Annotated in this window: 26 protein-coding genes, 1 tRNA gene and 1 other RNA gene; 10 read left to right on the top strand and 18 right to left on the bottom strand. The window is 61.3% G+C overall.

Translation table 11 applies throughout. The features are described from left to right. The first annotated feature begins 100 nt into the window (after positions 1–100). Entirely contained in the window at positions 101–1,414 is a 1,314-nt protein-coding gene (locus DBV08_RS04870; RefSeq protein ID WP_003943791.1) for an ammonium transporter, read from the top strand. 6 nt (positions 1,415–1,420) lie between these two features. Here the strand turns inward: DBV08_RS04870 and DBV08_RS04865 are convergent, their stop codons facing one another. The 7 genes from DBV08_RS04865 to DBV08_RS04835 form a co-directional block, all read right to left on the bottom strand. Beyond that, positions 1,421–1,792, bottom strand: a complete 372-nt coding sequence (locus tag DBV08_RS04865) for a carboxymuconolactone decarboxylase family protein (RefSeq protein ID WP_095969600.1) — start codon at positions 1,790–1,792, stop codon at positions 1,421–1,423. Continuing rightward, entirely contained in the window at positions 1,789–3,390 is a 1,602-nt protein-coding gene (locus tag DBV08_RS04860; RefSeq protein ID WP_124566703.1) for a long-chain fatty acid--CoA ligase, read from the bottom strand. The genes DBV08_RS04865 and DBV08_RS04860 overlap by 4 nt, the downstream gene beginning before the upstream one ends. Next, on the bottom strand, positions 3,383–3,988 hold the full coding sequence (locus tag DBV08_RS04855; protein ID WP_124566702.1) for an alpha/beta hydrolase: 606 nt from the start codon (positions 3,986–3,988) through the stop codon (positions 3,383–3,385). The genes DBV08_RS04860 and DBV08_RS04855 overlap by 8 nt, the downstream gene beginning before the upstream one ends. Continuing rightward, a complete protein-coding gene (locus tag DBV08_RS04850; RefSeq protein WP_095969598.1) occupies positions 3,988–5,349 on the bottom strand; it encodes an MFS transporter in 1,362 nt (453 codons plus the stop codon). Before DBV08_RS04850 ends, DBV08_RS04855 begins: the two co-directional genes overlap by 1 nt. Positions 5,350–5,444: 95 nt before the next feature. Then, the gene (locus DBV08_RS04845) at positions 5,445–6,497 is read right to left on the bottom strand and encodes a 3-keto-5-aminohexanoate cleavage protein (RefSeq protein ID WP_003943988.1); all 1,053 of its coding nucleotides are present in this window, start codon (positions 6,495–6,497) and stop codon (positions 5,445–5,447) included. 51 nt (positions 6,498–6,548) lie between these two features. Continuing rightward, the gene (locus DBV08_RS04840; protein WP_124566701.1) at positions 6,549–7,448 is read right to left on the bottom strand and encodes a TauD/TfdA family dioxygenase; all 900 of its coding nucleotides are present in this window, start codon (positions 7,446–7,448) and stop codon (positions 6,549–6,551) included. Between the two features lie 30 nt (positions 7,449–7,478). After that, positions 7,479–8,453: a quinone oxidoreductase gene (locus tag DBV08_RS04835; RefSeq protein WP_124566700.1), complete on the bottom strand. Its 975-nt coding sequence runs from the start codon at positions 8,451–8,453 to the stop codon at positions 7,479–7,481. A 200-nt stretch (positions 8,454–8,653) separates the two neighbouring features. Here DBV08_RS04835 and DBV08_RS04830 point away from each other — a divergent pair, with 200 nt between their 5' ends. After that, positions 8,654–9,658, top strand: coding sequence for an AraC family transcriptional regulator (locus DBV08_RS04830; RefSeq protein WP_124566699.1), 1,005 nt, complete (start codon positions 8,654–8,656; stop codon positions 9,656–9,658). Here the strand turns inward: DBV08_RS04830 and DBV08_RS04825 are convergent. Then, positions 9,651–10,697 carry a YeiH family protein gene (locus DBV08_RS04825; RefSeq protein WP_124566698.1) on the bottom strand — a complete coding sequence of 349 codons (1,047 nt, stop codon included), beginning with the start codon at positions 10,695–10,697 and terminating at the stop codon, positions 9,651–9,653. The genes DBV08_RS04830 and DBV08_RS04825 overlap by 8 nt on opposite strands. Before the next feature lie 101 nt (positions 10,698–10,798). Here DBV08_RS04825 and DBV08_RS04820 point away from each other — a divergent pair, with 101 nt between their 5' ends. Next, on the top strand, positions 10,799–11,707 hold the full coding sequence (locus tag DBV08_RS04820; RefSeq protein ID WP_124566697.1) for a LysR family transcriptional regulator: 909 nt from the start codon (positions 10,799–10,801) through the stop codon (positions 11,705–11,707). Between the two features lie 7 nt (positions 11,708–11,714). Here DBV08_RS04820 and DBV08_RS04815 read toward each other — a convergent pair whose 3' ends face one another. From DBV08_RS04815 to ffs, 4 genes are all read right to left on the bottom strand, one after another. Next, positions 11,715–12,296, bottom strand: coding sequence for an HhH-GPD-type base excision DNA repair protein (locus tag DBV08_RS04815; protein WP_019746526.1), 582 nt, complete (start codon positions 12,294–12,296; stop codon positions 11,715–11,717). An 18-nt stretch (positions 12,297–12,314) separates the two neighbouring features. Further along, entirely contained in the window at positions 12,315–13,670 is a 1,356-nt protein-coding gene (locus DBV08_RS04810) for a glycosyltransferase 87 family protein (RefSeq protein WP_124566696.1), read from the bottom strand. Between the two features lie 98 nt (positions 13,671–13,768). Continuing rightward, positions 13,769–15,061, bottom strand: a complete 1,293-nt coding sequence (locus tag DBV08_RS04805) for an aminotransferase class I/II-fold pyridoxal phosphate-dependent enzyme (protein ID WP_095969589.1) — start codon at positions 15,059–15,061, stop codon at positions 13,769–13,771. Positions 15,062–15,104: 43 nt separating this feature from the next. Then, positions 15,105–15,204, bottom strand: an RNA gene (gene ffs, locus DBV08_RS04800) — signal recognition particle sRNA small type. Positions 15,205–15,340: 136 nt separating this feature from the next. On the opposite strand from ffs, the gene DBV08_RS04795 reads away from it, so the two are divergent. Beyond that, positions 15,341–15,428, top strand: a tRNA-Ser gene (locus DBV08_RS04795). A gap of 57 nt (positions 15,429–15,485) precedes the next feature. On the opposite strand, the gene DBV08_RS04790 is transcribed toward DBV08_RS04795, so the two are convergent. The 3 genes from DBV08_RS04790 to DBV08_RS04780 form a co-directional block, all read right to left on the bottom strand. After that, positions 15,486–15,899: a YbaB/EbfC family nucleoid-associated protein gene (locus DBV08_RS04790; protein ID WP_124566695.1), complete on the bottom strand. Its 414-nt coding sequence runs from the start codon at positions 15,897–15,899 to the stop codon at positions 15,486–15,488. Further along, positions 15,896–16,465 (bottom strand): hypothetical protein, encoded by a 570-nt coding sequence (locus DBV08_RS04785; RefSeq protein ID WP_124566694.1) that lies wholly within the window; start codon positions 16,463–16,465, stop codon positions 15,896–15,898. The genes DBV08_RS04790 and DBV08_RS04785 overlap by 4 nt, the downstream gene beginning before the upstream one ends. 162 nt (positions 16,466–16,627) lie before the next feature. Beyond that, complete coding sequence (locus tag DBV08_RS04780) at positions 16,628–16,936, bottom strand: hypothetical protein (RefSeq protein WP_124566693.1); 309 nt, start codon at positions 16,934–16,936, stop codon at positions 16,628–16,630. 140 nt (positions 16,937–17,076) lie between these two features. On the opposite strand from DBV08_RS04780, the gene DBV08_RS04775 reads away from it, so the two are divergent. Further along, complete coding sequence (locus tag DBV08_RS04775; RefSeq protein WP_124566692.1) at positions 17,077–17,895, top strand: pentapeptide repeat-containing protein; 819 nt, start codon at positions 17,077–17,079, stop codon at positions 17,893–17,895. A 28-nt stretch (positions 17,896–17,923) separates the two neighbouring features. Here the strand turns inward: DBV08_RS04775 and DBV08_RS04770 are convergent, their stop codons facing one another. Then, positions 17,924–18,232, bottom strand: a complete 309-nt coding sequence (locus DBV08_RS04770; protein WP_124566691.1) for a DUF6191 domain-containing protein — start codon at positions 18,230–18,232, stop codon at positions 17,924–17,926. A gap of 133 nt (positions 18,233–18,365) precedes the next feature. On the opposite strand from DBV08_RS04770, the gene DBV08_RS04765 reads away from it, so the two are divergent. After that, the gene (locus DBV08_RS04765) at positions 18,366–19,037 is read left to right on the top strand and encodes a response regulator transcription factor (RefSeq protein ID WP_124566690.1); all 672 of its coding nucleotides are present in this window, start codon (positions 18,366–18,368) and stop codon (positions 19,035–19,037) included. Positions 19,038–19,076: 39 nt separating this feature from the next. Further along, a complete protein-coding gene (locus tag DBV08_RS04760) occupies positions 19,077–19,856 on the top strand; it encodes a helix-turn-helix domain-containing protein (protein ID WP_095969584.1) in 780 nt (259 codons plus the stop codon). 22 nt (positions 19,857–19,878) lie between these two features. Here the strand turns inward: DBV08_RS04760 and DBV08_RS04755 are convergent, their stop codons facing one another. Then, positions 19,879–21,168 carry an MFS transporter gene (locus tag DBV08_RS04755; RefSeq protein WP_124566689.1) on the bottom strand — a complete coding sequence of 430 codons (1,290 nt, stop codon included), beginning with the start codon at positions 21,166–21,168 and terminating at the stop codon, positions 19,879–19,881. A 25-nt stretch (positions 21,169–21,193) separates the two neighbouring features. Beyond that, complete coding sequence (gene argE, locus DBV08_RS04750) at positions 21,194–22,381, bottom strand: acetylornithine deacetylase (protein ID WP_124566688.1); 1,188 nt, start codon at positions 22,379–22,381, stop codon at positions 21,194–21,196. A 109-nt stretch (positions 22,382–22,490) separates the two neighbouring features. Between argE and DBV08_RS04745 the strand changes: the two genes are divergently transcribed. The 3 genes from DBV08_RS04745 to DBV08_RS04735 are packed head-to-tail and all read left to right on the top strand — an operon-like array spanning position 22,491 to position 24,830. Further along, positions 22,491–23,558, top strand: coding sequence for an Lrp/AsnC family transcriptional regulator (locus tag DBV08_RS04745; RefSeq protein WP_206029666.1), 1,068 nt, complete (start codon positions 22,491–22,493; stop codon positions 23,556–23,558). Between the two features lie 51 nt (positions 23,559–23,609). After that, on the top strand, positions 23,610–24,170 hold the full coding sequence (locus DBV08_RS04740; protein ID WP_095969694.1) for a TIGR03086 family metal-binding protein: 561 nt from the start codon (positions 23,610–23,612) through the stop codon (positions 24,168–24,170). Positions 24,171–24,221: 51 nt separating this feature from the next. Then, positions 24,222–24,830: a TetR/AcrR family transcriptional regulator gene (locus tag DBV08_RS04735; RefSeq protein WP_095969581.1), complete on the top strand. Its 609-nt coding sequence runs from the start codon at positions 24,222–24,224 to the stop codon at positions 24,828–24,830. Position 24,831: the final 1 nt, after the last annotated feature.

Genomic DNA, 24,831 nt, shown 5'->3' with positions numbered 1-24,831 from the left:
CGAAACATGTTCGCAACACAATCGCAGTGCGGAGGAAACCGCGCGCACTCATCGTGGGTTCCGTGCACGCGGGCTGGTCCGCGTGCGTGAGGAGAAGACTGTGCCCGCCACCATCGATGCCGGAGCAACTGCCTGGTTGCTCGTCAGTACTGCACTGGTACTTCTGATGACGCCAGGACTCGCGCTGTTCTACGGCGGCATGGTCCGCTCGACGGGCGTACTCAACATGATCATGATGAGCTTCGTCTCCATCGCACTCGTCACGGTTGCGTGGTTGTTCGTGGGCTACAGCCTCGTGTTCGGCGACGATCACGGTGGCATCATCGGCGGACTCGAGCACATCGGCATGGCGGGCATCGACCCGTCGACCGTGCACGGGAACGTTCCGGAAGTGTTGTTCGCAACCTTCCAATTGACGTTCGCAATCCTTACTGCAGCACTCATCAGTGGTGCGATCGCCGACCGCGCGAAGTTCTCCGCTTGGATGATCTTCGTCCCCATCTGGTCCTTGCTCGTCTATGTCCCCGTCGCTCACTGGGTGTGGAATCCGCAGGGATGGCTCGCCCAGATGGGCGCACTCGACTACGCCGGTGGCCTCGTGGTCGAAATCGTGTCCGGAGCGTCAGGCCTGGCATTGGCACTGGTCCTCGGCCAGCGAATGGGTTTCAAGGCCGAGTCGATGCGTCCGCACAATCTGCCGTTCGTCCTGCTCGGTGTCGGCCTGCTGTGGTTCGGTTGGTTCGGCTTCAACGCCGGGTCGGCCCTTGCGGCCGACGGTATGGCCTCGCAGATCTTCCTCAACACCCTCGTCGCCGGCTGCACCGGACTACTCGGCTGGCTGTTCGTCGAGCAGAACCGTGACGGACACCCCACCACATTCGGCGCAGCTTCGGGCGTCGTCGCCGGTCTGGTCGCGATCACCCCGTCGTGCGGAACGGTGAACATGTTCGGTGCGCTCGTCATCGGTCTGATCGCCGGCATCGTCTGCTCGTACGCCGTGGGATGGAAGCACAAGCTCGGCTACGACGACTCCCTCGACGTCGTCGGCGTGCACCTCGTCGGTGGAATCGTCGGCTCGTTGCTGATCGGACTCCTCGCGACGGCCGTGATGACGGGCGGTCCGGAAGGTTTGTTCTTCGGCGGTGGATTCGCGCAGTTGGGCAAGCAGTTCGTCGGTGTCGTCGTGGTCGCGCTCTATGCCTTCGGTGTGACCTACGGTCTCGGAAAGCTCATCGACAAGACCTTCGGCTTCCGTATTTCGCGTGAAGACGAGGCCCGCGGAATCGACGTTGCACTGCACGCGGAGTCGGCCTACGAGCACGGAGTCCTCGGCCACGGTCCGATCGGTGGACAGAACCCCAGCCCGTTCCTCCAGCGTCAGCGTGAGGAACGGGAGAACCGCGAGCGGGACTGACCGCCCTCACCGGTTCGCGATTTCCTCCATCAGGATCGGAACGCCGACATTGCAGGAATGAATCCCGACGACGGTGGTCAGTTTCAGCACCTCGAGAATCTCCTTCGGGGTCACTCCCATGTCGAGCGCGGCGCGAATATGGCGTCGTACGCCGGGCGCGTACATGTGTGTGCTCGCCGCATCGACGGCTATGCACAGCAACTGGATCACCTGAGGTGACAGCACCCCACTGTTCCAGGGCTGCATCGCTGTCGTCATGTACAGCTCGGTCCACTCGGGATCCAGCTCCGAAAGGCCGTCCCACAACGGATTCCAGCCACCTGAATCCTTCATGGCCTGGGTGACGGGAAATGCTTCACTTGCTCGAACGTCAGTCATCGATCTCCTCCGGCCATCGAAAATTCTTGATTCAGTTCACGTTTGAGAATCTTTCCGGTTGCCGTCATCGGCAGCGACGGCACGAACTCGATGCGGCGCGGATATTTGTAGGCGGCCATCTGTTCCCGCGACCATTCCACGAGATCCGATTCGGAGATCTCTTCACTCGGCTCTCGGATCACGAACGCGACAACTTCTTCGCCGAGGCTCGTGTCCGGCACCCCGACGACAGCGACGAGTGAGACGGCTGGGTGGGTGAGCAGAACCTCTTCGATTTCGCGTGGGTAGACGTTGAATCCGCCCCGCACGATCATGTCCTTCGCGCGATCGACGATGTAGTAATTTCCGTCGGTATCGACCCGTGCCAAATCCCCGGTGCGAAACCATCCGTCGCACATGACTTCCGCCGTCGCCTCGGGTCGGTTGAAATAGCCCTTCATGACGTTGTGCCCGCGAATGGCCAACTCGCCCACTTCATCGGGGCCGGTGATCGTGTGCCAAAAGTCATCGACAAGCCTCGCTTCGACACCCCAGATCGGCACGCCGATCGAACCGGGCCGGGGGTCACTCTCGGGGTCACTGAACAAGGCCAGCGGAGAGGTCTCGGACAAGCCGTATCCTTCGAGAATCTGAACACCGAAGCGTTCCTTGAACTGTGTCAAGATTTCGACGGGAAGCGCTGCGCCACCGGAGATCGCGCACCGCATGTTCTGTGCAACGGTCTCGACATCCACCCCGAATTCCACTACCTCGTCCAGCACGCCGAGCAGTCCCCAGTACATGGTCGGGACGCCCGCGAAGACCGAGATCTTTTCGCGTTCCATGATCTCGAGTGCCGCGGTCGCATCGAAGCGCGGCATCAACACCAAGGTGGCACCGACGCAGATTCCCGCATTCATGGTCACTGTCTGGCCGAACGAGTGGAACAACGGCAAAGTCAGGAGATATCGCTCATGCCTGGACGGAACGCTCTCGAACAACCGGTTGGTCGACAGTGCGTTCAAGACCATGTTGGAGTGAGTGAGTTCGGCGCCCTTGGGCTTTCCGGTCGTGCCGCTGGTGTAGAGAATGACCGCGGTATCCGTCGGTTCACGAACAACCGCGGCTGCAGGCGTTTCCGTGCCGGACACGGATGCCAGTGCTTCGCTTAGAGTCTCGACTCCGAGGATCGACGACGGTGCACCCGACTCGGCACTGATCACGATCAAGGACGAACATCTCTCGCTCTGCTCGAACCCGGCGATGGCGTACTCGGCGATCGGCAATTCGGGACTTCCCTCGAAACAGAAGTACAGCTTCGCTTCCGAATCAGCCAGGTGATAGGCGATTTCGCGTCCCTTGAGCAGAATGTTCAGAGGAACGACGACGCCGCCGGCCTTGAGAATGCCGTAGTAGACGATTGGGAACTCGAGAATGTTCGGGCAGGACAACGCCACCTTGTCACCTGGCTCGACACCCCGCGAGACGAGCAGATGGGCAATGCGATTCGAGTAGGCGTCGAACTGCGCATACGTCAGCCTCGCTTTCCCGAGTACCAGCGCATCCCGTTCCGGGTATCGCCGGGCCGAGTCTTCCAGCAGAGTCGCAAGGTCAAGCATGACTGTGGTCCTCCTGCTCCACGGGATCCACTAGCGACGTCGACTCGAGCAGTTCCCACACCAACGATTCCGCCCGCGGCCAATACCCGTATCCGGATGCCGGATTGAGATGTCCGACCTCACCCAGATCCAGCAACCGACTCCCCCATCCTTCAGCCAAACCCACAACTCGGCGATACCCGGCGAGCGGATCGTTCCGGCTCGCCGCGACCGTGCTCGGAAAAGGCAGACGCTGACGCGGTATCGGTAGCCACCCGTTCCGGTCGAACTCCTCGAGCGACGGATAGGACTCGGGCAGCGGAAGTTCGAGATCCGCCGGCGTGACCAGAAGTGCGCCGGCAATCTCTCGATAATGCGCCCTCGCCCAGTGAGCAACGGTCATGACTCCGGCGCTGTGCGCGATAAGGACCACCGGCCCGCCAACACTTGTCAGCACCTCGTCCAACGCCGCAACCCTTGCATCGCGGCTGAGCTTGTCGGTCTCGAGGGGAGGAACCGTCAGAACATTGTCGAGCCTGCGCGCGAGGTGAGTCTGCCAATGATCCTCGACATGATCCCGCAGACCGGGAACCATTACTACCGTGGTTGATTCATTCATCATGAACTCCGAACGTCTGTTACTTCAGTGGCGCCGAGGCTTTCGGGCCCCTTCTGCAATGTCGCCAGCCGCCTCATTCCCGCCGGGTAGGCTCGCTTGCCCGCAATCAGTGCGAGGGCCGCGACGACATAGACGAAGGGTGAAAGCTGGAGCGCGCCGAGGAGGCCCAGGTGGTCGGCGAGAATGCCGACCACGAAGGGACCGAGAGCCAGTCCCAGAAGGTTGTTGGCAACGGTGAGCGTGCCCATAGCCGACGCTCGAATCGAATGATGGGTGAGGTTCGCGACCATCGCCGCTGTCGGCCCCGACGAACCGGCGGAGAAGAACGCACCGATACCGAGCAACACGAGTTGCGCTGTCCCCGTGCCTAACCGGAGCCCGATACTCAGCGTAACCAATGAGATGGCGCAATAGACGATGGCGGTGGTCCATTTCCGCGCCGAATCGTCGCGGCTGAATCTGTCTGTGATGAAACCGCAGACCACCATCCCGCTCCCGACCAGGAGGACGAACACGGAAGCCGTGACGCCGGCCTTGTCCGGGGCCAAATCGTAGTAGCGATTGAAGAAGCTCGGCAACCACGCCAGAAGTACAGCGGCGGTGAACATCTGGAGACCGCCACCGATGTAGGCGAACAACACGGCCGGATTGGTGAACAGCGATGACACCGGCGCCCGGAAACCGTCGTGTCTCGCCACTTCCCCGGCAGCATCCGGAGCGGCCTCGACGGCATAGGCAGTGAGTTTCTTCTCGGTGACGAGTGCACGGAAGAGTGCAACCAGGATCAGTCCGAAGATCGCCATGGCAGCAAAAGACCACCGCCAACTGAACTGAACTGCGATGAACCCGCCGATTGCCACACCGATGACCGAACCGAACGATCCACCCGCCATGAAGGCACCGGCAAGAGCTGCGTGCACGCGGGGCGCAAATACGCTGAGCACCACGGCGATACCCACACTGCCGTACGCCGCTTCACCGACACCGACCAGGAACCGGGCGCCCAACATCTGCTCGTAGGTCTGAGCAATTGCGCACAGCAACGTCGCGACACTCCACAACACCGCCATCAAGATCAAGCTCTTGACGCGGCCCCAGCGGTCCGCGAGCAGCGACAACGGGAACGTCAACAGCCCGACCATCAATGCCACCACGCTGCTCAGGGAGGCAAGGTGCGAGTCGGAAAGATCCCAGTCCGCTTTCAGTATCGGGAAGACCGCACTGAGCACCTGCCGCGACATGTAGTCCGAGAGCAGAAGACCGAAGGCCAGGGCGAAAACGATCCACGGGTAGAACTTTCGTCGTCCACCGATTCCGAGCGCGGTGTCCACACGTGACGTGGCGGGAGCTTGCAATCCCATGACTCTCCTAGGAGTACTCGAGGTAGACGGGGCTCCGGGGGTACGAAACCGATGCGGTTCGTACCCCCGGAACTGTTGTACGCGAGGGGGCGAACTCAGGCGTGCTGCGTGAATCCCAGCTGGCCGATACGGCGGTTGGGTGCATAACCCAGCTTCGCCAACGTCTCGTCGGTGTCGGCATACGTCTCACCGATCCGGTAGATGTCCCGAGCTTCCTTCGCGGTCGCCACCTCACGGCCCAATTCGCCTGCAATGCGCACCAACTGCTCGATCTGCTGCACCGATGTCATCTTCTCGCCCTTGCGGCCCCAGATGGTGTCCTCGTTGCCACAACGAGCGTGCAGGCCCATCGCGATCGCCATCGTGTTCACCGGCAGGACGCTACGCATCAGCGTTTCCAGCGTCAGGCAGGCACCGTCGGGAACCCGCTGGACGAAGTTCATCATGTTGTACGGGTTGGGGCCGTCGAAGCCGCCGCCGATTGCCACCCACGTGAGGTTGACCGGGCCGGTGTAGATGCCGCGTCGGATCAACCGCTCCACCGTTTCGAGCTGCGGAATGCTCGACAACTGGAAGTGCGGCTGGATTCCGGCGGCCTGCAGCCGTCGCAGGTGCTCTGCCACCCACTCCGGACCGGCGGGCACGGTCATTTCCCGATACGTGTCCGCCAATTCCGGACGTTGCATCGACGTACCTGCGATGTCGTCGTCGGTCATCAGTTCCATGATGTTCATCTGGCTGGTGTTGATCGCGATCGTCACCTGATCGGGAGCCGGCTCCAATTCCGCAAGCATGTGGCGCACGTCGTCGGACAACCACTTCGCATCGGCGCCTTCCCCCTCCGGAGCAAACGAAATCGAGCCGCCGACCTGCAGAATCATCTCGGGAACGGCCTCACGCAGGCGGCCGAGAAGCTCGTTGAACTTCGACAGACGCTTCGAGCCCTTGCCGTCGAGTTCACGCACGTGGATGTGGAGAACGGTGGCACCGGCGTTGAAGCAGTCGACGGCTTGCTGGACATGCTCGTCCATCGACAGCGGTAGGTCTTCCGCAAAATCGTCCGGCTCCCATTCCGGTCCGTAGGGAGCAACGGTGATGACAAGCTTGTCCTGGGTTTCGGGGAACAGTGAATCGTCGTGGAAATGCATAGCGTGACTCCGATCGAGTGAATGAATTTTCTTCGGGGCTGAAAAGAGAGATCAGAACGGTGCGTCGCCGATGATTCCGGCGCGCTCCATCTTTCGAACAGCAGGCCAGTAGTCCTGCACCGCGTAGTGCTGTGTCGAACGGTTGTCCCAGATCGCGACGCTGTTCTCGGTCCAGCGCCACCGAACCTGGTACTCGGGAATCTGAGCCTGGCTCGCCAGGTAGGTGAGCAGATTCCCGGCGCCGGGGGCGTAATCGATTCCGTAGCGGACGTTCTCGGGCGTGTGATAGTTCACGAGGTGTGTGGCGAAGGAATTGACGAAGAGAATCTTCTCGCCGGTCTCCGGATGTGTTCGTACCACGGGGTGTTCGGCGTCGGGAAAGCGTTCCTTCAGCTGGTGTCGCTGGTCGATCGGCATCCGAGCGCCGAAGGTCGACTCGATACTGTGCCTGGCACGCAGATCCTTGATCTGGTCCTTGACCCGGGGCGGCAGATTCTCGTAGGCGAGTGCCATGTTCACCCAAATCGTGTCGCCGCCGACAGGAGGTGTTTCCACACAACGCAATACACATCCCATGGGCGGGTTGACGCGCCAGGTGGCGTCGCAGTGATACGCATTCTCGAAGTGCTCCGGCGGGCTGTCCAGGTCTTTGTAGATGCGGACCAGACCTGGGTGGTCGGGGTCGCTGCCCAGGGCCGGATGATCCTCGAGTTCACCGAATCGCTGGGCAAGTTCGACGTGCTCGGCTCTGGAGAAGTTCTGGTCACGAAAGAACAGAACCTTGTGTTCGAGCAACAATCCCTTGATTTGGGCAAAGAGTGCATCATCTCGCGCGACCTCGCCGAGATCCACCCCGGACAACTCTGCCCCGATCGAACAGGTCAATTTCTCGACGCAGATCGTACTCGTCGGCGAGGGAAGGTTTTCTGTCAGCGTTGCGGTGTTGGTCATGACAATTCCTCTGGGAAGTGCTGTTTCGGTTCAGACGGAGAAGACGGAGGAACCGATACTGCGACCGGACTCCATGTCGTGGTGCGCACGCACCGCATCTTCGAGGGGGTATCGCTGGTTGATCTCGATCTTGATTCGCCCGGACTCGACGTGGGAGAACAGTTCTCCCGCCAGTTCGGCACGTTCTTCGGGATCCGCGATGTAATCGGCAAGAGCCGGACGTGTGAGGAAAAGAGATCCCTTGACTGCCAACTGCATTGCCTGAATCGGCGGAGTCGGTCCGGAGGCCGTTCCGAAGCACACCAGCAGCCCGCGCCTGGCAAGGCAATCGAGTGAGATGTCGAAGGTGGATTGCCCGATACTGTCGTAGACAACCGGCACGCCGACGCCCCCGGTGATCTCCTTGACACGTGCGACGACGTCCTCGCGGGTGTAGATGATGACTTCATCGCACCCGTGCGCTCGGGCGACGCTCGCCTTCTCGTCGCTCGAAACCGTGCCGATCACTTTGATTCCCAACAGTTTTGCCCACTGGGTGAAGATCAGTCCGACACCACCGGCCGCAGCATGCAGCAACACGGTGTCCCCCGCTTTCAACGGGTAGATGCGACGCAGAAGGTATGCGGCAGTCAACCCTCGCATGGTCATGGCGGCCGCGGTGTCGAAGGCAATGCCGTCGGGAAGCGCGATCAGGTCGGACGACGCCATGATCCGCTCGGTGGCGTACGCACCCAGCGGACTGCCGGTGTAGGTCACGCGGTCCCCCACTGCAAAATCGACGACTCCCTCGCCGATCTCTTCGACCACGCCGGCACCCTCAACGCCCATCCCGGCAGGCAATTGCGCAGGGTAGAGGCCGCTTCGAAAGTAGGTGTCGGCGAAGTTCAACCCCACCGCTTCATGGCGAACTCGAACCTCTCCGACGCCCGGTCGTCCTACCTCGATCTCTTCCCAACGCATGACGGACGGTGTGCCGATCTCGTGGAACCGAATGGCGTTTGCCATCGATGCTCTCCAATTCTGTGGGCGGACTCGACTCGATTGCGGTCGAGCTGCATTCGTACGCAACAACTTCCAGAAGTCGGTGCTCGACTTCGCGGTCGTGCCGAACTGATGTGAACAAAACTATGTGAGATCCGGCTCACATGCTTAACTTGACGAGACACGCAACACAACATTTCGGGACATCGAGTAAAGGAGGCCCCTTGAAGCCACTCGCCCGTTACGCATCACTGAACCGCTACGTCGACCTGTGCCGAACAGTGGACGTCGACGCTGTGGCCCTGATGAGAAGTGTCGGCCTGAGCCCGGCAAGTCTGGCGAACCCGGACCAATGGGTACCGGCCGCCTCCATCGCATCGCTCCTGGAGCGATCGGCAGCGGAGTCCGGACACGAAGACTTCGGGCTTCTACTCGCCGGCCTGCGTCGACTGTCCAATCTCGGTCCCCTCAGCTTGGTCATCAGGGAAGAACCAGACGTCAGGAGCGCACTCGACGTGTTGATGCGATACGAGCACACGTACAACGAGTCATTGCGCATCCGATTGAACGAGGTCAACGGACTCGCCACCCTGCGAATCTCGCTCGAGGTCGGCGAGCCGGTCGACACCAGACAGAGCGTCGAACTCGCAGTCGGCGCGACGCTGCAGATCCTGCGAAGTTTTCTGGGTTCTCGATGGCATCCGGTCAGCGTGGGATTCACGCACAATGCCCCGAAAGATACGAGCACGCATCGACGAATCCTCGGCGACACCGTGGAATTCGATCACGAATTCACCGGAATCGTTTTCTTCGCCGCCGACCTGGATGCGGCAAACCAACTGTCCGACGAGTTGCTCCGGCCGTACGCTCGCCAGTTCCTCGACTCACTTCCCGCATCGGAAACCTCCGACACACTCAGCCGCACCAAGGAATTGATCGAAGTTCTGCTTCCGACCGGCCGCTGCTCGGTCGAGCAGGTAGCACGAAGCCTCGGATTCGACCGGCGGACACTGCACCGCCATCTCGCCGAATCCGGAGATACGTTCACTGCCGTTCTCAATTCGGTCCGAAGCACCCTCGCGGAACGATTTGTCGCCAATCCTCGCTATTCGTTGACCGAAGTGGCGGTACACCTGGGGTTTTCGACGCAGGGTAGCTTCTCGCGCTGGTTTCGCACTCAGTTCTCGATGAGCCCGAGCGCGTGGCGGGCTCACCGCTCGATCAGCTGACCAGCACGACTCCGACGTAGGCGATCGTCGCCACCCACACGGTGGAAATCGCGGCCAGCACGAATGGTCGGGCACCCACGCCACGAATGACGCTCAACCGCACTCCCAACCCGAGAGCGAACATCGCAGCAGCCAACAGCGCCGTCTGCACAGTCTTCGCCAATCCGAGAAACTCATTCGGCAATATTCCGGTGGAGCGCAAACCCATGCATCCGATGAATGCCACAACGAACAACGGAATCAGCGGGGGACGCTTGGTGGCAGTGTTGTCGACCATCGTGCGTTGCCGGATACTCAGAAACGCCATGACCGGCGCCAGCATCAACACGCGCGCAAGTTTCACGACGGTCGCGACACCCAACGCGGTGGCGCCGAGAGCGCTGCCTGAAGCCACTACTTGCGCGACTTCGTGGATCGACCCACCGGCCCACATGCCTGCGCCAATCTCGCTCATACCGAAAGCATTGGCCAACAATGGGATTGTCGGAATCATCAGAGTTCCGAAGATCACCACCAACGCTACGGCGGTCAGCAACTCTTCCTCCCGCGCATTCACAACACCGTCTGCAGCAGCCACAGCGGCAGCGCCACAGATCGAGAAGCCGCAGGCAATCAGAATCCTCTGCGACCAACTCAATCCCAGAAGCTTTCCGGCATACATGGTCCCGGCGATACCGAGGAACACTATCGCCACCACAACGGCGATCACTCCCCAACCCAAACCGACGATGTCGGAGAACATCAATTGCAGCCCGAGCAGAGCGATCCCCACCCGAAGTAGTCGTGTCGCCGAGAATGCCAGCCCAGGTTGGAGTTTTGCCGGCAAGGCAACGGTATTCGCCAACACCGCACCCGCGACAATCGCAATCAGCAGCGGACTCACGGCGGAGGTGAACCGACCGGCTACCAGTGCGACCGCAGCCCCCAAGGCGCACAACGCAACTCCGGGCGTCAATGCGGCGAGGTTCGACCACCGTCGCACTTCTGACGAAGGGGCGACTGCGGGTTTCTCGGCCACGGACTTCACATCACGGTTCACCCATCCAGAGTCCTTCAGCCATCATCGTCCCGGTAGGGCGATTTCTACCATCACGGCATATCAGATCGATATGGAAAAGGTGCTGGGTATAGCCTGTCTGCATGACCAGAAGGTGGCCCGACCTCACCACTCTCGAGCTACTTGTCGGTATCGACGATCATGGAAGTCTCAGTGCTGCAAGCCGTCTGGCTCACATCGCACAGCCGAATGCCAGCCGCGCCGTCAAAGCCCTCGAGCGGCAGCTCGGGATGCCACTCATACACCGAAAGTCGACGGGGGCAACCTTGACTCCGCAGGGGACCGTCATCGTCCACTGGGCGCGCCGCGTCCTCGCCAACTCGAGGCAGCTTCTCGACGTCGCCGAAGGGATGCGGACCGAACGATCGGCGGAATTGACCGTCTGCGCCAGCATGACCGTCGCCGAACATCTGATCCCGGCCTGGCTCGGCGTCTTTCGATCGCTGCATCCCGGTGTCACCGTCCACCTCCAGGTCTACAACTCGACACGCGTACTCGAAGCCGTCGAAGTAGGAATGTGTGACCTCGGATTCGTCGAGTCCCCGACCGCTCCGAAGACCCTGTCCAGCGTCACCGTCGCGCGTGACTCGCTGGTCGTGGTCGTTCATCCGGACCATCCATGGGCACGTCGACGAAAGCCCCTGACCGTCGCCGAACTGGCAGCGACACCGCTGCTGGTGCGTGAGCCCGGATCGGGAACGAGAACAACTCTCGACCTGGCGTTACACGAATACGAGCGCGGTGCACCGTTGTTGGAACTGGGTAGTTCGGCCGCGATTCGAACCAGCGTGCTCGGTGGCGTCGGTCCGGCGGTACTGAGCACACTGGCCGTCGAGGATCAGGTGAAGAAGGGAGAGCTCCGGGCCGTAGCCGTCGAAGGCTTGGAGCTCGACCGATCCCTGCGTGCGGTGTGGCGTCCGCCGCGTCAGCTCGAGGGCCCCGCAGGCGACCTGATGAAAGTAGTGCGTGCGAGCGGGCCCCGGAAATCCTGAAAGCGGCCTACTTCTTGTCGGCCTTCGCTGCTGCCTTTGCGGCCTTCTTGAACTCACGGACCTCGAGCAAGGACTGCTCGTCGACCACGTCTGCAATCGAGCGCCTCGAACCTTCGAGCCCGTAGTCGCCGGCCGCTTGACGCCAACCTTTCGGCTCGACGCCGATCTGTTTGCCGAGCAACGCCAAGAAGATCCGGGCTTTCTGGTCGCCGTAGCCGGGCAGTGCCTTGAGCCGCTTCAGCACTTCCTTGCCGTCGGGATTTCCCGAAGTCCAGATCGCGGCGGTGTCGCCGTCGTAGTTCTCGACGATGAACTGGCACATGAGCTGGATACGCTCGCCCATCGACTTGGGGAATCGGTGCACAGCCGGAGGCTCGGCACAGATAGCGATGAACTCGTCGGTGTCCATGTCGGCGATACGCCTGACGTCGATGCCGCTGAGCCGATCCGCCAGCTTCTTCGGACCGAGGAAGGCCGTTTCCATCGGAACCTGTTGATCGAGAAGCATTCCGATCAACAACGCCAACGGGTCTTCGGCCAGGAGAGCATCGGCTTCGGGGTCACCGACAAGGTTCAGTTGAAGTGCCATGAGTCCGATACTGCCACGTCAAGGGGCAGTTGTGACCGGCGCCGACCCATCCGGCGCCGGAATCTTCCACTTCTTCCAGCCGAACAGAACCAAGGTCGAAACCGCGGCAAGCGTGAAGACCCACAGGTAGACGCCGACGGTCGGAATCCGCAGATACTCGGGCGGCACGAACATGAACAAGCCCATGCCGACAAAGCGATCCGTACCGGGAATGACCGACGGGTCCCACCAGGTGTGAGACCAGTTCAAGACCGGGAGCAGGAACACGAACGGCGCTACCCACGCCAAACGCTTCTTCGACACCATCGCGTAGTGCGCGGTGAGGACGACCAGCGGGACGAACCATACCCAGTGATGACCCCATGAGAACGGCGAGACGGTGGTCGCAGTCAACCCAGTCATGGTGAGGCCGAGCAATTTCTGACCGTGCCGATGCGCAACCCACGCCGCTCCGAGTCCGAGGCACACCGCCAGCGCACTGAAGACGAGAACCAGGGCCTTCGACGGCTCCGGAGTGTGAGTGAGTTGGGCGATCAGTCCGGACACGGACTGGTTGCTCGGAGCATCCGTCGGTCCGACGCGTTCGCTGTCGACGAGGGTGCCGGTCCAGTACTTGTACGCATCGTTGTAGATCACGACGAAGCCGATCGCGACGGTCGCCGCGAACGTCACGACGGCCGTCACCAACGCACGCCATTGACGAGTGATGAAGAGGTACGCCCAGAAGAAGGCCGGAGTGAGCTTCACGCCGGCGGCGATGCCTGCCCCGATTCCTCGGAGCCGACTCTTCTCGTCCCGACCGAGGTCCCACACGATCAGGAGCAGCAGGAAGATGTTGATCTGCCCGAGCCAGAGCGTCGTACGTATCGGTTCCATGAACAGGAAGATCGTGGTGGCCAACGCACTGACGGCGTAGGCCTTCACGTCGAGCCGGTAGCCGAGGTACTTCCAGCACAACACGATCACCGCGAACAACGCCGCGATGTTCAAACCTGTCCACACGACAATCGCCTGTTTGAACGAGAGCACCGCCCACACCGTGAACAGCAAAGCCGCAAACGGCGTGTACGTGAACATCATTCCCTGCAGAACCGGACCGTCGTACAGCGGAAGGCCCTGAACCACGACACTGCCGCCGTGGCGGTAGACGTCGAGATCGAGGAAGTTTTCGAAGATCCCCCAGTACCGCGTATTCATCGGCACGGCGAACAGAACCATCAGCACGGACGCGACTGCCAGAACACCGAGCACAGAGAATCCGAGAACACCGACACGAAAACTGCGACGCGGAATGTCAGCTTCGATGACCGACTCTGAATTCGCGGTGTGTGCCTCGAAAGAAGGCCCATCCGAAGCGTTGATCGCGCCCGTCACTACAACCTCCGGGATTTACACCCTATGTCGGGAATTGATGCTCCGAACGGTACAAGACAAGACCGAAAAGTACCGACCGGGCACGCCGCTTCGAGAACTCAGATCTCGGAGAGACGCGATTCGGTGGCAGCCAGCAGGACACACGTAGCCACGCCGTCCATGGCAACTTCGAGTTCAGCCGTGGACGGGAAACTCGGGGCCAACCGAATGTTCCGGTCGTCCGGATCCGTGCTGTACGGGAAAGCAGAACCGGCCGCAGTGAGCGCGATACCCGCATTCTTCGCCAGTTCGATGACCCGCTTGGCCGTGCCGTCGACCACGTCGAGGCTGATGAAGTATCCGCCCTTCGGCTCGGTCCAGGACGCGACCTTCGACGCACCGAGACGATCCTCGAGGATTCGCAGTACGAGCTCGAACTTGGGCGCCAGGAACGCGCGATGCTTCTCCATGTGCGCACGAACGCCGTCGGCATTGCCGAAGAAACGCAGGTGGCGAAGCTGATTGACCTTGTCCGGTCCGATGCTCTTCTTACCCAGGAACTTCTGGTACCAGGCAAGGTTCTCCGCCGAGCCACCGAAGAAGCTCACACCCGCGCCGGCAAAAGTGATCTTGGACGTCGACGCGAACACGAGCGGACGGTTGGGGTGTCCGGCCTCGGCAGCCATCGAGAGAATGTCGTAGGACGGCGCAGTCTCGCCGACAAGCGGATGCACGGCGTAGGCGTTGTCCCAGTACAGGCGGAAATCGGGCGCAGCCGTGGGCATCGACGCGAGCGTCCGGACAATTTCTTCGGAGTACACGGCACCGGTGGGGTTCGCGTAGACCGGAACCGCCCACATGCCCTTGATCTGCGGATCTGACGCGACGAGTTCAGCGATCTTCACGACGTCGGGGCCGTCGTGATTCATCGGCACCGCGATCATCTCGATACCGAGGGACTCGGTGATCGCGAAGTGGCGGTCGTAGCCCGGTGCGGGGCAGAGGAACTTGATCTTCTCTTCCTGTGCCCACGGCCGCGCCGAATCAGGCGTGCCGTGAAGCAGTGAGAACACGACGTTGTCGTGCATGATCTCGAGGCTCGCGTTGTTCCCGGCGAGAAGGTTCGCAACGGGGATACCCAGCAGCTCACCGAAGATGGCGCGCAGTTCCGGCAGACCGGTGAGTCCGCCGTAGTTGCGGCAGTCGGTGCCGCTTCCGTCACGGAAATCACCGTCGCCGGGCAGCGTCAGCAGCTCTGCGGAAAGGTCGAGTTGTTCCGGGGAAGGCTTACCGCGAGTCAGATCGAGTGCGAGCTTCTGCGCCTGGAGCTGCGTGTACTTCGCGCTCTGGCTCTCATGCTCGGAGGTGAGTTCTTCATGGCTCATCAACCCGATCTGGGTTTGGATAGGCATCCGGAGCGGCCTTTCACCGACGAGGCGGGGTCGGGTATGTGAAAAAAAATAGAGGACCCCGCGCACCCGGCAGAGCCCGTTGACCCTTGCTGCCTTCCGGCCCTGGGGGAGTTCACAGGATGCGCGCCGCGCGGGATCCAATGAACAGTGTAGACGGCTTTCGTCGGCCGCTGCACACCACCTACCGGGGTGGAGATGCGAACCCCGCGATCCACTGGTTCTTCGCAGCTCAGGCACCCGTTTAACGCTTCGCGCCCGCAATTGGGTATGCTGCTCCACGGAGGATTCGCCTAGTGGCCTATGGCGCTCGCCTGGAACGCGGGTTGGGTTAACGCCCTCAGGGGTTCAAATCCCCTATCCTCCGCCAAAAGAACCCCTGTGGACTGCCGAGAAGCGGTTCACAGGGGTTCTTTTTTGCCAGGGTTCAGGCACGCCCCATGAACGAACCGCCACCGAAAGGTGGGTCGTCGTCGACCGGTGCACGGCTAGCTCGTCGCTGCAGATAGATCTCGGGTGCGGCCGGCACCTGATTGAACGCCTCCATAGCCCTGACGACACGAGAGTCGCGGAGGAGAGGTGCGCGAAGTTCCTGCGCGGCCGCCGCTGCTGCCGCGCAAGCGGTTCGGTGGGACTGTGTGATCGCGTCGGAGAGTGCAGCGGCGCCGGCCCGAAGGCAACTCTCGGTCAATTGCAGGTCGGTGATCGCACCGTACGCGTCGACTTCGACGCTGACGGCCCCACCTCCAGCATCTGCGCGGGCGCGAACTTTCCCGACCTCGATGTCGACTTGGCGGGCAAGGACAGTCAACTCCGGAAGCGAGGACGCGGGTCCGGTCATGGCTGATCGATCTGCACGGGCGCATTCGGATGATCCGACGCTTCAGTTCGGGGGAAACACGGCGACGATCCGCTCAGGCCCGCCCCGCGTGGATGCTCGTCGAAGACCATCCGATATCCATCCGGCAAAATGGTTTCGGTGCTCGTCGTGTCCCCAGCGGAGTCGTACGTTCGAAACTTCCAGCCGCGCTCAGTCCACAGGTTGCGGATCGTGTCGCCGAAACTTGGAATGCTCGCAGCGTCAGAAGACTCGAGGAAATACATCACGCCGTAGTCCACGGATGTGTCCTTCGACAGATTGCTGTCGTTGCACGGGACGATGCCACCCGGGCTGAGTGTGACTTTCTTGCTCAGCTCGGAATACCGCGTCAGGTAGGCACCCGGCGGCAGTACCGCGATCGTCTCGGTCAGATACTCGATCACCTTGGCCTGTGCCTGTGAGCGGGTCAGATTGATGTCGGCTTCCATCACTTTTCCGTTCTCCGTCGTCGCACACGCCGACAGCAGCACTGCCACCGCGATACTGCCCGAGCCGAGTGCTCTACCGCGTCGAGTTGCGTTGGTCATGGCGCTCCTAGTCCGGCGATCACGTGGCCCATCCCGGCAAGAGCCGGAGCGGTGTGCCGCTTCCACCGCGTAAGAGAAGTCGCGGTTCCTCCGCTCCAAAGCCGTAGCGGCGGTAGCGAAAGCAGTTGGATTCCACGCGCGGACCTGAGAGATTGTCGCCATCTACACAGGCGCCTGGTAGGTCACCAGTCGGTTCCGGAAAGCGACTTCGACAGCGTCATAGCTGTCTGCGCTGGATTGCGCGGCGTCAGCCATCGACGTCAGCATCGCCGAGGTAGCGCGGTATCTGGCGGTAATCGGGTCACCGGCCCGCACGGCGGCCGAGCCGCTAGCCGAACCGGGCCTCGCAGCTGCCGCGTCAGCAAGGATTCCGGACATCTCGATGCCGGCAATCACGGCGCTTTGGTCTCGCACGGCCTCGGACAAGGCCCGTAACAACTCGGCATCTGCTTGCAGTATTTCGTTCCCCACCCAAGCCCCCCGGCTTCGAATCGACATGCGAAAAAGCAGCCTAGCAGCGCATCGACTGCTTCAGAACCACGCAATTTCGTTTGACAGACTCACGAACCCGAAGACACACTTTCCGTCCACCCCAACAATCAGGAGTGCGCGTGATTGCCGGCCAGACCAATCTGCTCGCGGATTGCAGCAATTGCTTCGGCCTGTGCTGTGTCGCACTCCCCTTTTCCAAGTCCTCCGACTTCGCGACCAACAAGAATACAGGTGACCCCTGCAAGAACCTGCAGCAGGATTTCCGTTGCGGCATTCACACCGGATTGCGAAAGAAGGGCTTCACCGGTTGCACAGTGTACGAATGTTTCGGTGCGGGACAGAAGGTTTCACAGCATACCTACGACGGCATCAGTTGGCGAGATGCCCCGGAGACCGCGTCAGACATGTTCGAAACCTTCCCTGTCGTACGCCAGTTGCACGAACTGCTCTGGTATCTCACCGAAGCCCGCTCCCTGAAGCAGACCCACTCGATTCGGAAGGAACTCGACGCGGCACTGGCAGAGACGGAAAGCCTGACCAACGGCACGCCTTCGCAAATTCGAGCCGTCGACGTCTCGGCACACCGGGCGGCAGTGAACACACTGCTCTTGCAGACGAGTGACCTTGTGCGCTCACAGGTCTCGGGCAAGAAGGGGCGCAAACTCGACCACCGAGGCGCAGACCTCATCGGCGCCAGATTCCGTGGTTCCGACCTGCGTGGGGCCAACTTTCGCGGCAGTTATCTGATCGGGGCAGACCTGCGCGGCTGCGATCTCGATCGGGCCGATCTGATCGGTGCAGACTTACGCGGCACCGACATTCGCGGCGCAAAACTCCGCGGCAGTATCTTTCTCACTCAATTCCAGATCAACGCGGCGATCGGCGATTCGGCTACCACGCTTCCCGATTCGCTTACCCGCCCCGGCCACTGGGCCTGAGCCTGGCGACGGTCAACTCCGCCGACTGTCAACTCCGTCGACGAAGAACGACCTTGTTGGCTTCCGGATCGATCGACACCCACGGCGGATCACCGTCGGTTCCGTCCTCACGATGCATCAATGCACTCTGCCGTTGCTCGAATTCATGATGCTTGGAGCCCTGAAACAGGGCAGCAACCTCCTCGAAGCCTGCTGCCGAGACAGGACGAGTCGTGCGTCCCCGAGTCCACGGCAGTGCCCGACCACCGGTGAGCCGGTTCCAGAGAGTCTCCGCGAATGCAAACAGGACCAGCAGCACGAGCAAGCCTGGCAGCGTCAACGCGAACAGAGTGCCCATGAAAGAAGTCTAGCGACGAACGCCCCCGATTCCCGTAACTTTCGATCACCCACCTTCTTGTGGCCATGCGATAGATGATCTGCCACAATGCACGCTGTTACGACTAGTAACACCTTCGGGGGGAGGATTTCACGTGAGCTTGATACTTGCAGCTACCGACCGTTCGGAGCTTGCCCGGACACTCGGGACCGAATTAGTACATTTCGGTCATCAAACACTGCTCGTCCGCACCGGGCGCCGCCTACTGGACGACCTCGACACCGACAGTTTCGATATCGCCGTGATCGATCTCTTGTTGCCGGACATCGACGGCTACGAGATTGCACGACAGATCCGCTTGCGCAGTTCGATGCCGATCATGATGTTGGTGGACACCCACGAGGACATCGACGAAGCACCACATGGCGCTGTTTCGGACTTTGTACTGAACCCGATCGATTCTCACGCGCTCGATCTTCGGGTCACCGCGATCCTTCGTGAAACCGCACATCCCGCCCCCGGCAAGCACCAACGTCACGGTGACCTGCTCCTCGATCGACGTGCGATGACGGCGACGATGGGTGGAAAGCTGCTGGTTCTCAGCCGGACCGAATGGCGGGTACTCCTGGAACTGTCGACCGAGCCTGGGCGCGTGTACTCGCGTGATCACCTGATCCGAAACGTCTGGGGTTCCGACCACGAAAAGACGCGTGTGGTCGACGCGACCATTCTCAGCCTGCGATCCAAACTCGAATCCAATCCCGCGAAACCGAAATACATCAAAACCATCCGGGGGTTCGGATACCGCTTCGGCCCGGTCGACTGAAATCGCCTTCGTGTCGGAGCCCCTCGATAGGCTGTTCTCATGGGTTGGTACACACCACAATCGGTCGCTTCGGATCTCTCCGACATTTTGGTGTGCGGCTGGACGGCGTGTGCAGAAGGTGAACACCTCCTCGTGCCCGATGCCTGCATGGACGTGCTGTGGATACGTGGCGTCGGCATACGCGTCTGTGGCCCCGAAACCGCTGCGTGGTCATTTACTCTTCCGCCCGGAACACGCTCCGTGGGTGTTCGATTCCGCCCGGGATCGGCATCGCCCATGTTGCGAACCTCGGCGTCCGAGCTTCGGGATTCTCGCGCCGATCTCAGCGATGTAACCGACGCACGCACCGAACGAATACTGTTGAACCGCTTGGAGAATTCCGAAGACCACGAACAGGTCGCCATTCTCGAGAGCGCTGTCCGGAGTTGGGCAAGTTCGAGTTTCCGGCACGATCCGGTGATCAACCACGTTCGCACCGCACTGTCCGAACATTCGTGGAATGTCAGCTCTCTCGCCGACGCGGCGGCACTGACTTCGCGCCAACTCCAACGTCGATGCAACGACGCCTTCGGATACGGCCCGGCAACGCTGCGCTCGATCCTGCGCCTCCAGCGCTTCATGGCGCTCGCTCGCAGTCGACCCGCGCTGGGACTCGCTGAATCCGCAGCACACTGCGGATTCAGCGATCAGGCCCACTTGACTCGTGAATGCCGCCGAATCTCTTCACTGACCCCGGCAGCTCTACTCCGAACTCAAGCCCCCGACTGGCACGGGTCGGATACCGTCGTCGCGCTGGCAGAGGGAGACGCCGTCGCGTAATCGCTTCCGCGCTCCCCCGCCGTCACTTCTGACTGAAAAGCGTCCTGGCAGACCACAGCCCGCCGAGGGAGAGCACTGCGACGGTCATGTAGTAGTAGCTCGGAGCGTCGAGCGAGCCTGTTGTACTGATCAACCAGGTCAAGACCAACGGCGCGATTCCGCCGAGCAAGGTCACGCCGAGGTTGTACGACAAAGACATTCCGGTAGCCCGGATCTCCGCCGGGAACAGCGAACTCATCAGGGCGGGCAAGGGACCGAAGGCAAACGCCATGATGACACCCAGGACCGAAACAACCAGGACGAGCGTCAGAGTCGACGGGTGATCGACCATCAATTTGAAGAGCGGCCAGGCCAAGACGATTGCCGCAACGGAGGCCCAGGTCATAACTCTCGCAGGTCCGACCCGGTCTGCAAGATGCCCGATCAGCGGCACGGTGATCAAGGTGACCAGTCCGGCGACGATGCCGCCGAGATAGCCGGCAGAGGCGGAAACTCCGAGGTTCTTCACGGCAAACGTCGGCATGTACAAGATGAGGTAGATCGAGATAGTCGCGACGCCCACTACTGCGGCACCGGTCAGCACCCGGCCGAGATGCCTGGTCAGCGTCGTCTTCAGCGGAGCCTTCTCCGGAACGCTCGTCTTGAAATCGTCCGTTTCATCGAGCTTGGCACGGATGTAGAGGCCGACCGGCCCGACGATGATGCCGAAGAAGAACGGAACGCGCCAGCCCCACGAGTAGAGCGCTTCATGCGAAAGATGGGTGTTGAGCATGTATCCGAACAACGATGCCAGGAAAACCGAGGCGCCCTGACTGGCGACCTGCCAGGAAGAATAGAACGCCTTCTTGTGGGGCGCTGTTTCCACGAGGAAGGTTGTGGCAGTGCCGAATTCGCCGCCGGCAGAGAACCCTTGAATGAGTCGCGAAACCAGGATGACGACGCCGGCCCACGGCCCGATCATCGAGGTCGTCGGCGCCACAGCCATGATGAGGGTGCCGATCATCATGAGCATCATCGTCAACGTCAGGGCATTCTTGCGCCCGCGACGATCTGCGTAGCTGCCGAGAACCATCCCGCCGAGCGGGCGGATGACGTACGAGATCGCGAACGTCGCGAACGTCAGTATCAGGCCGAGTGTGTTGTCGCCGCCGGGAAAGAAGTTATGGGCGATGACCACTGCGAATGACGCGTAGACGATGACGTCGAACCATTCGAGCGCAGCGCCGAGTGAGCTGCTGATCACCGCCTTGCGAGCAGCGGCCAGGCGTTCCGGGGTGACAGTTCCGGAGGTTGGCGTAGTTGCCGTGGACATGGTTTTCCTTAGGGGTGAGGGTGGATCAGGCGCGGGCGTGAGCGATGACGCTCCGAACGAACTGCTCGCACTGTGCCAACTGGTCAAGTGTCACGTACTCGTCGGGTGCATGCGCTTGGGCGATACTTCCCGGCCCGCACACGACAGTGGGGATATCGATGCTCGCGAACATCCCGGCCTCGGTGGCGTACGCGACCTTTTCGTCCGAGGGCAGGCCACCCCATTGTTCGACCAGTGCGGCCGCCGAAGCATTCGCATCCGTCTCCAAAGGAGGAACCGAGGCCGAGACGTGCATCGTCACGGAGGCCGACGGGTTTTCTTCCTGCATCAGGTTCTCGATCCGATTCGTCTCGGCGGCAAAGCGTTCGAGCAGATCTGCGGCGCCGGCTGTGCTGATGCTCCTGAACTCGAAAGTGATGGAGCAATCCTCGGGCACTGTGTTCACTGCTATTCCGCCGGACACGAGATTGACCGAACACGTCGTCCAGGCCACGTCGAATGCGTCGTCGTACGGGCCGGACGCCCGGAGTTCGTCGGCACTGTTTCTGACGAATCGAATCAACTCGGCACCGTATTCGATTGCATTGACTCCTTGCGGAGTGAGCGACGAGTGCGCCGAAACACCATGCAGATCAACACGTATGACATTCATCGACTTGTGTGCGCGAATGACGCGCATCTCCGACGGCTCTCCGACGACGCACACGTCGGGGCGCAGGTTCCGGGCAACAACCTCTTCGACCAACCCGGCTGCACCGATGCAGCCGACTTCTTCGTCGTAGGAGAAGGCAAAGTGAATCGGCTTAGCCAGCGGCCGAGCAACGATGTCGGGGATCGCCGCGACGACGATCCCGATGAACGACTTCATGTCGCACGTGCCGCGCCCGTACAGACTTCCGTCGCGAATGTCAGGAGTGAAAGGGTCGCTACTCCAATCCTGATCGTCGACCGGCACAACGTCTGTGTGGCCGGAAAACATCACACCACCGGCAGTACTTCCGTCAGGAGGGGTGAACGTGGCCAACAGATTGAGCTTCGTCCCCTCGTCGTCGGGAACAAGTATCGGCTCGACCCCGTGGCGACGCAGTTCTGCAGCGAGAAGATCGATCAACGGTCGATTGCTCGCGGAACTTGTCGTATCTATCTCGATGAGGCGCTGCACCCAATCGAGGGTTCTCTCGGTCGGAACGGTGGACAACGTGGTGGACGGCATCAGGGTTCTCCTCTCCCAGCAGGAACGCGGTGACTCTCGCCACCGCGTTCTGCCTTCGAGCATGAATGAAGTGATCCCAGACACAGTGAAGATGCACGATACTTGCACGATGATCGAAGAAACGCAGGATTCCGCCGTACTCGACGACATAGACCTGGCCCTGATCAATTGCCTGCAGCTCGACCCGCGAGCGTCGTGGCGCACGGTAGGTGACGCACTCAAAGTCGACCCGGTCACCGTCGCACGCCGCTGGCAGCGGCTACAGGACTCCGGCACCGCCTGGGTCTCCGCGCGGGCAACCGGCCACGGCCGTCCGGAATCGTGTCTGGCTTTCGTCGAAGTCGACTGCACGACTTCGTACGCCTTGACGATCGCGGAACGACTTGCCCGCTGGCCGCACGTTCTGAGCGTCGAACACACAAGCGGCCCAGGCGACTTGACTCTTCTCGTCGAGGTCAGAGACATGGCCTTCCTGTCGCGCTTCCTGCTTCGGTCGCTCGCGTCGGTACCCGGAATCGTCAGTTCGCGTGCACACCTCGTCACCGAGGTCTTCGCGATCGGAGACGACTGGAAATTGCAGGTACTCGATGCCACTCAGCGAACGGTCATGACAGACCGGCCTGTGCGTTACAAATATGCGCCGACGGATCAGCGCCATCACGGGAAGACGTTCGACGCCGTCGATCGCCAATTGATATTGAAACTGGGCGAGGACGGTCGATCCTCGATTGCCGAGCTCACCGTCGGCACCGGACTCAGCGAAAGTACGGTCAGGCGGCGACTTGCCGAACTCACCTCACGCAACCAAATCGTGTTCCGCTGCGACGTCTCGCTACCGCTGTCCGGTTGGCCCCTCGTCACCTGGGTGTGGGGATATGTCGATCCCACGGACCGGTCGACGATTCGTGCGCTGGTGGAACGAGTGCCGGGGACACGGGTGTGTATGCGTATATCCGGCGGCCGCGCCAACACACTGCTCGCGATCGCCGCTCATTCCCTGCGTGAAACCCCCATTACCGAGGTACAACTTGCCCAAGAGGCGCCGGGTCTGGTGGTGCTGAACAGATCGGTGGTGCTGCGATCGATGAAAAGAGTGGGCCGCCTTCTCGATGACGAAGGTAAGAGCGCCGGTGTCGTACCGATGGACATCTGGGCGGAGGCCCCGGAGATCGAGTGAATGTCCGAAATAATCAATCACGACGCGCCGCTGTGGAGAAGGATTGACGTCATGACTTCAACAGAGATCTCCCCCGCCCAGCGTTATCGGGATCTTGCCGCCGGATTCACGGCGCGGATCGACGCCGTACCCGCCGATCGATGGGACGACAATTCCCCCTGCGAAGGCTGGACCGCTCGCGACGTCGTGAGACACGTACTCGACAGCGAACGAGACATGGTCAAGGTAGTCGGCCTGGAACTGGCACCCGGTCCGTCGGTCGACGACGACCCGTCAGCAGCCTGGGCGGCCGTCCGCGATTCGATGCAGGCCATTCTCGACGATCCGTCGAAGTCCACCCTCGAGTACGACGGGCACTTCGGCCGGACCAACCTCGGGGCCACGGTCGAGGGCTTCCTGTGCTTCGATCTGGTCATCCACGGTTGGGACCTCGCAGCCGCAACGGGCACCGATACGACGATGCGCGACACGGACGTGGAGTGGGTCTCGGAGATCGCAGCGGGCCTCGGCGAGTCGATCCGCATGAGCGGTGTGTGTGGCCCCGAAATTCCGGTTCCGGACAACGCTGACAAAGCAACGAAACTCCTTGCCTTCCTGGGCCGGAAGGCCTGAAAAAGCACCCCTGACGTGGGCATTACTTCCATACACAGGTAATGTCGCGGTATGCCGGAACGCCGAAAATCCTCCACGAGTCCAGACCTGCTTGCGGCGGCATTGTTCGACGTCGCCGCGGAATCCGGACTGGAAAATGCCAGCGTTCGCGAGGTCGCAAAACGGGCGGGCGTCTCGATCGGCGCAGTGCAACATCACTTCTCGACCAAGGACGAGATGTTCGCGTTCGCACTGCGAACCCTCGTCGATCGATTGTTGACGAGACTGGCCGAGTCGTCCGCCGACGCGGACCCACATGCCTCCCTGTTCCAAGCGCTCTCGCAACTGCTGCCCCTCGACGAGCAACGTACGCGCGAGGCACATGTGCTCGCCGCCTTTGCCGTGCGCGCCGCAACCAGTGAGTCACTCTCCGAGATCCGCCGGACAACTCTGTTCACGATCCGCACCGGCATCTCCACCGTCTTGATCGGAATCGGCACTCCGGAAGCGGAAACCAGAGCGGCACTTCTACTTTCAACCGTCAACGGTTTGGCACTCGACGCACTCGGAAGCCCCGCCATGTATCCACCGCAGTACCTCGATCACGCTTTGGAAACCCAGATCCGCCTCACCCTGCACGACGCCGAGAATCTGCCCACCTCCGTCGTTCTCGCCAGCTGAC

Source organism: Rhodococcus sp. KBW08, from assembly GCF_003852455.1.
Classification (GTDB): domain Bacteria; phylum Actinomycetota; class Actinomycetes; order Mycobacteriales; family Mycobacteriaceae; genus Rhodococcus_F; species Rhodococcus_F baikonurensis.
This window is presented reverse-complemented; position numbering and strand designations above follow the sequence as displayed.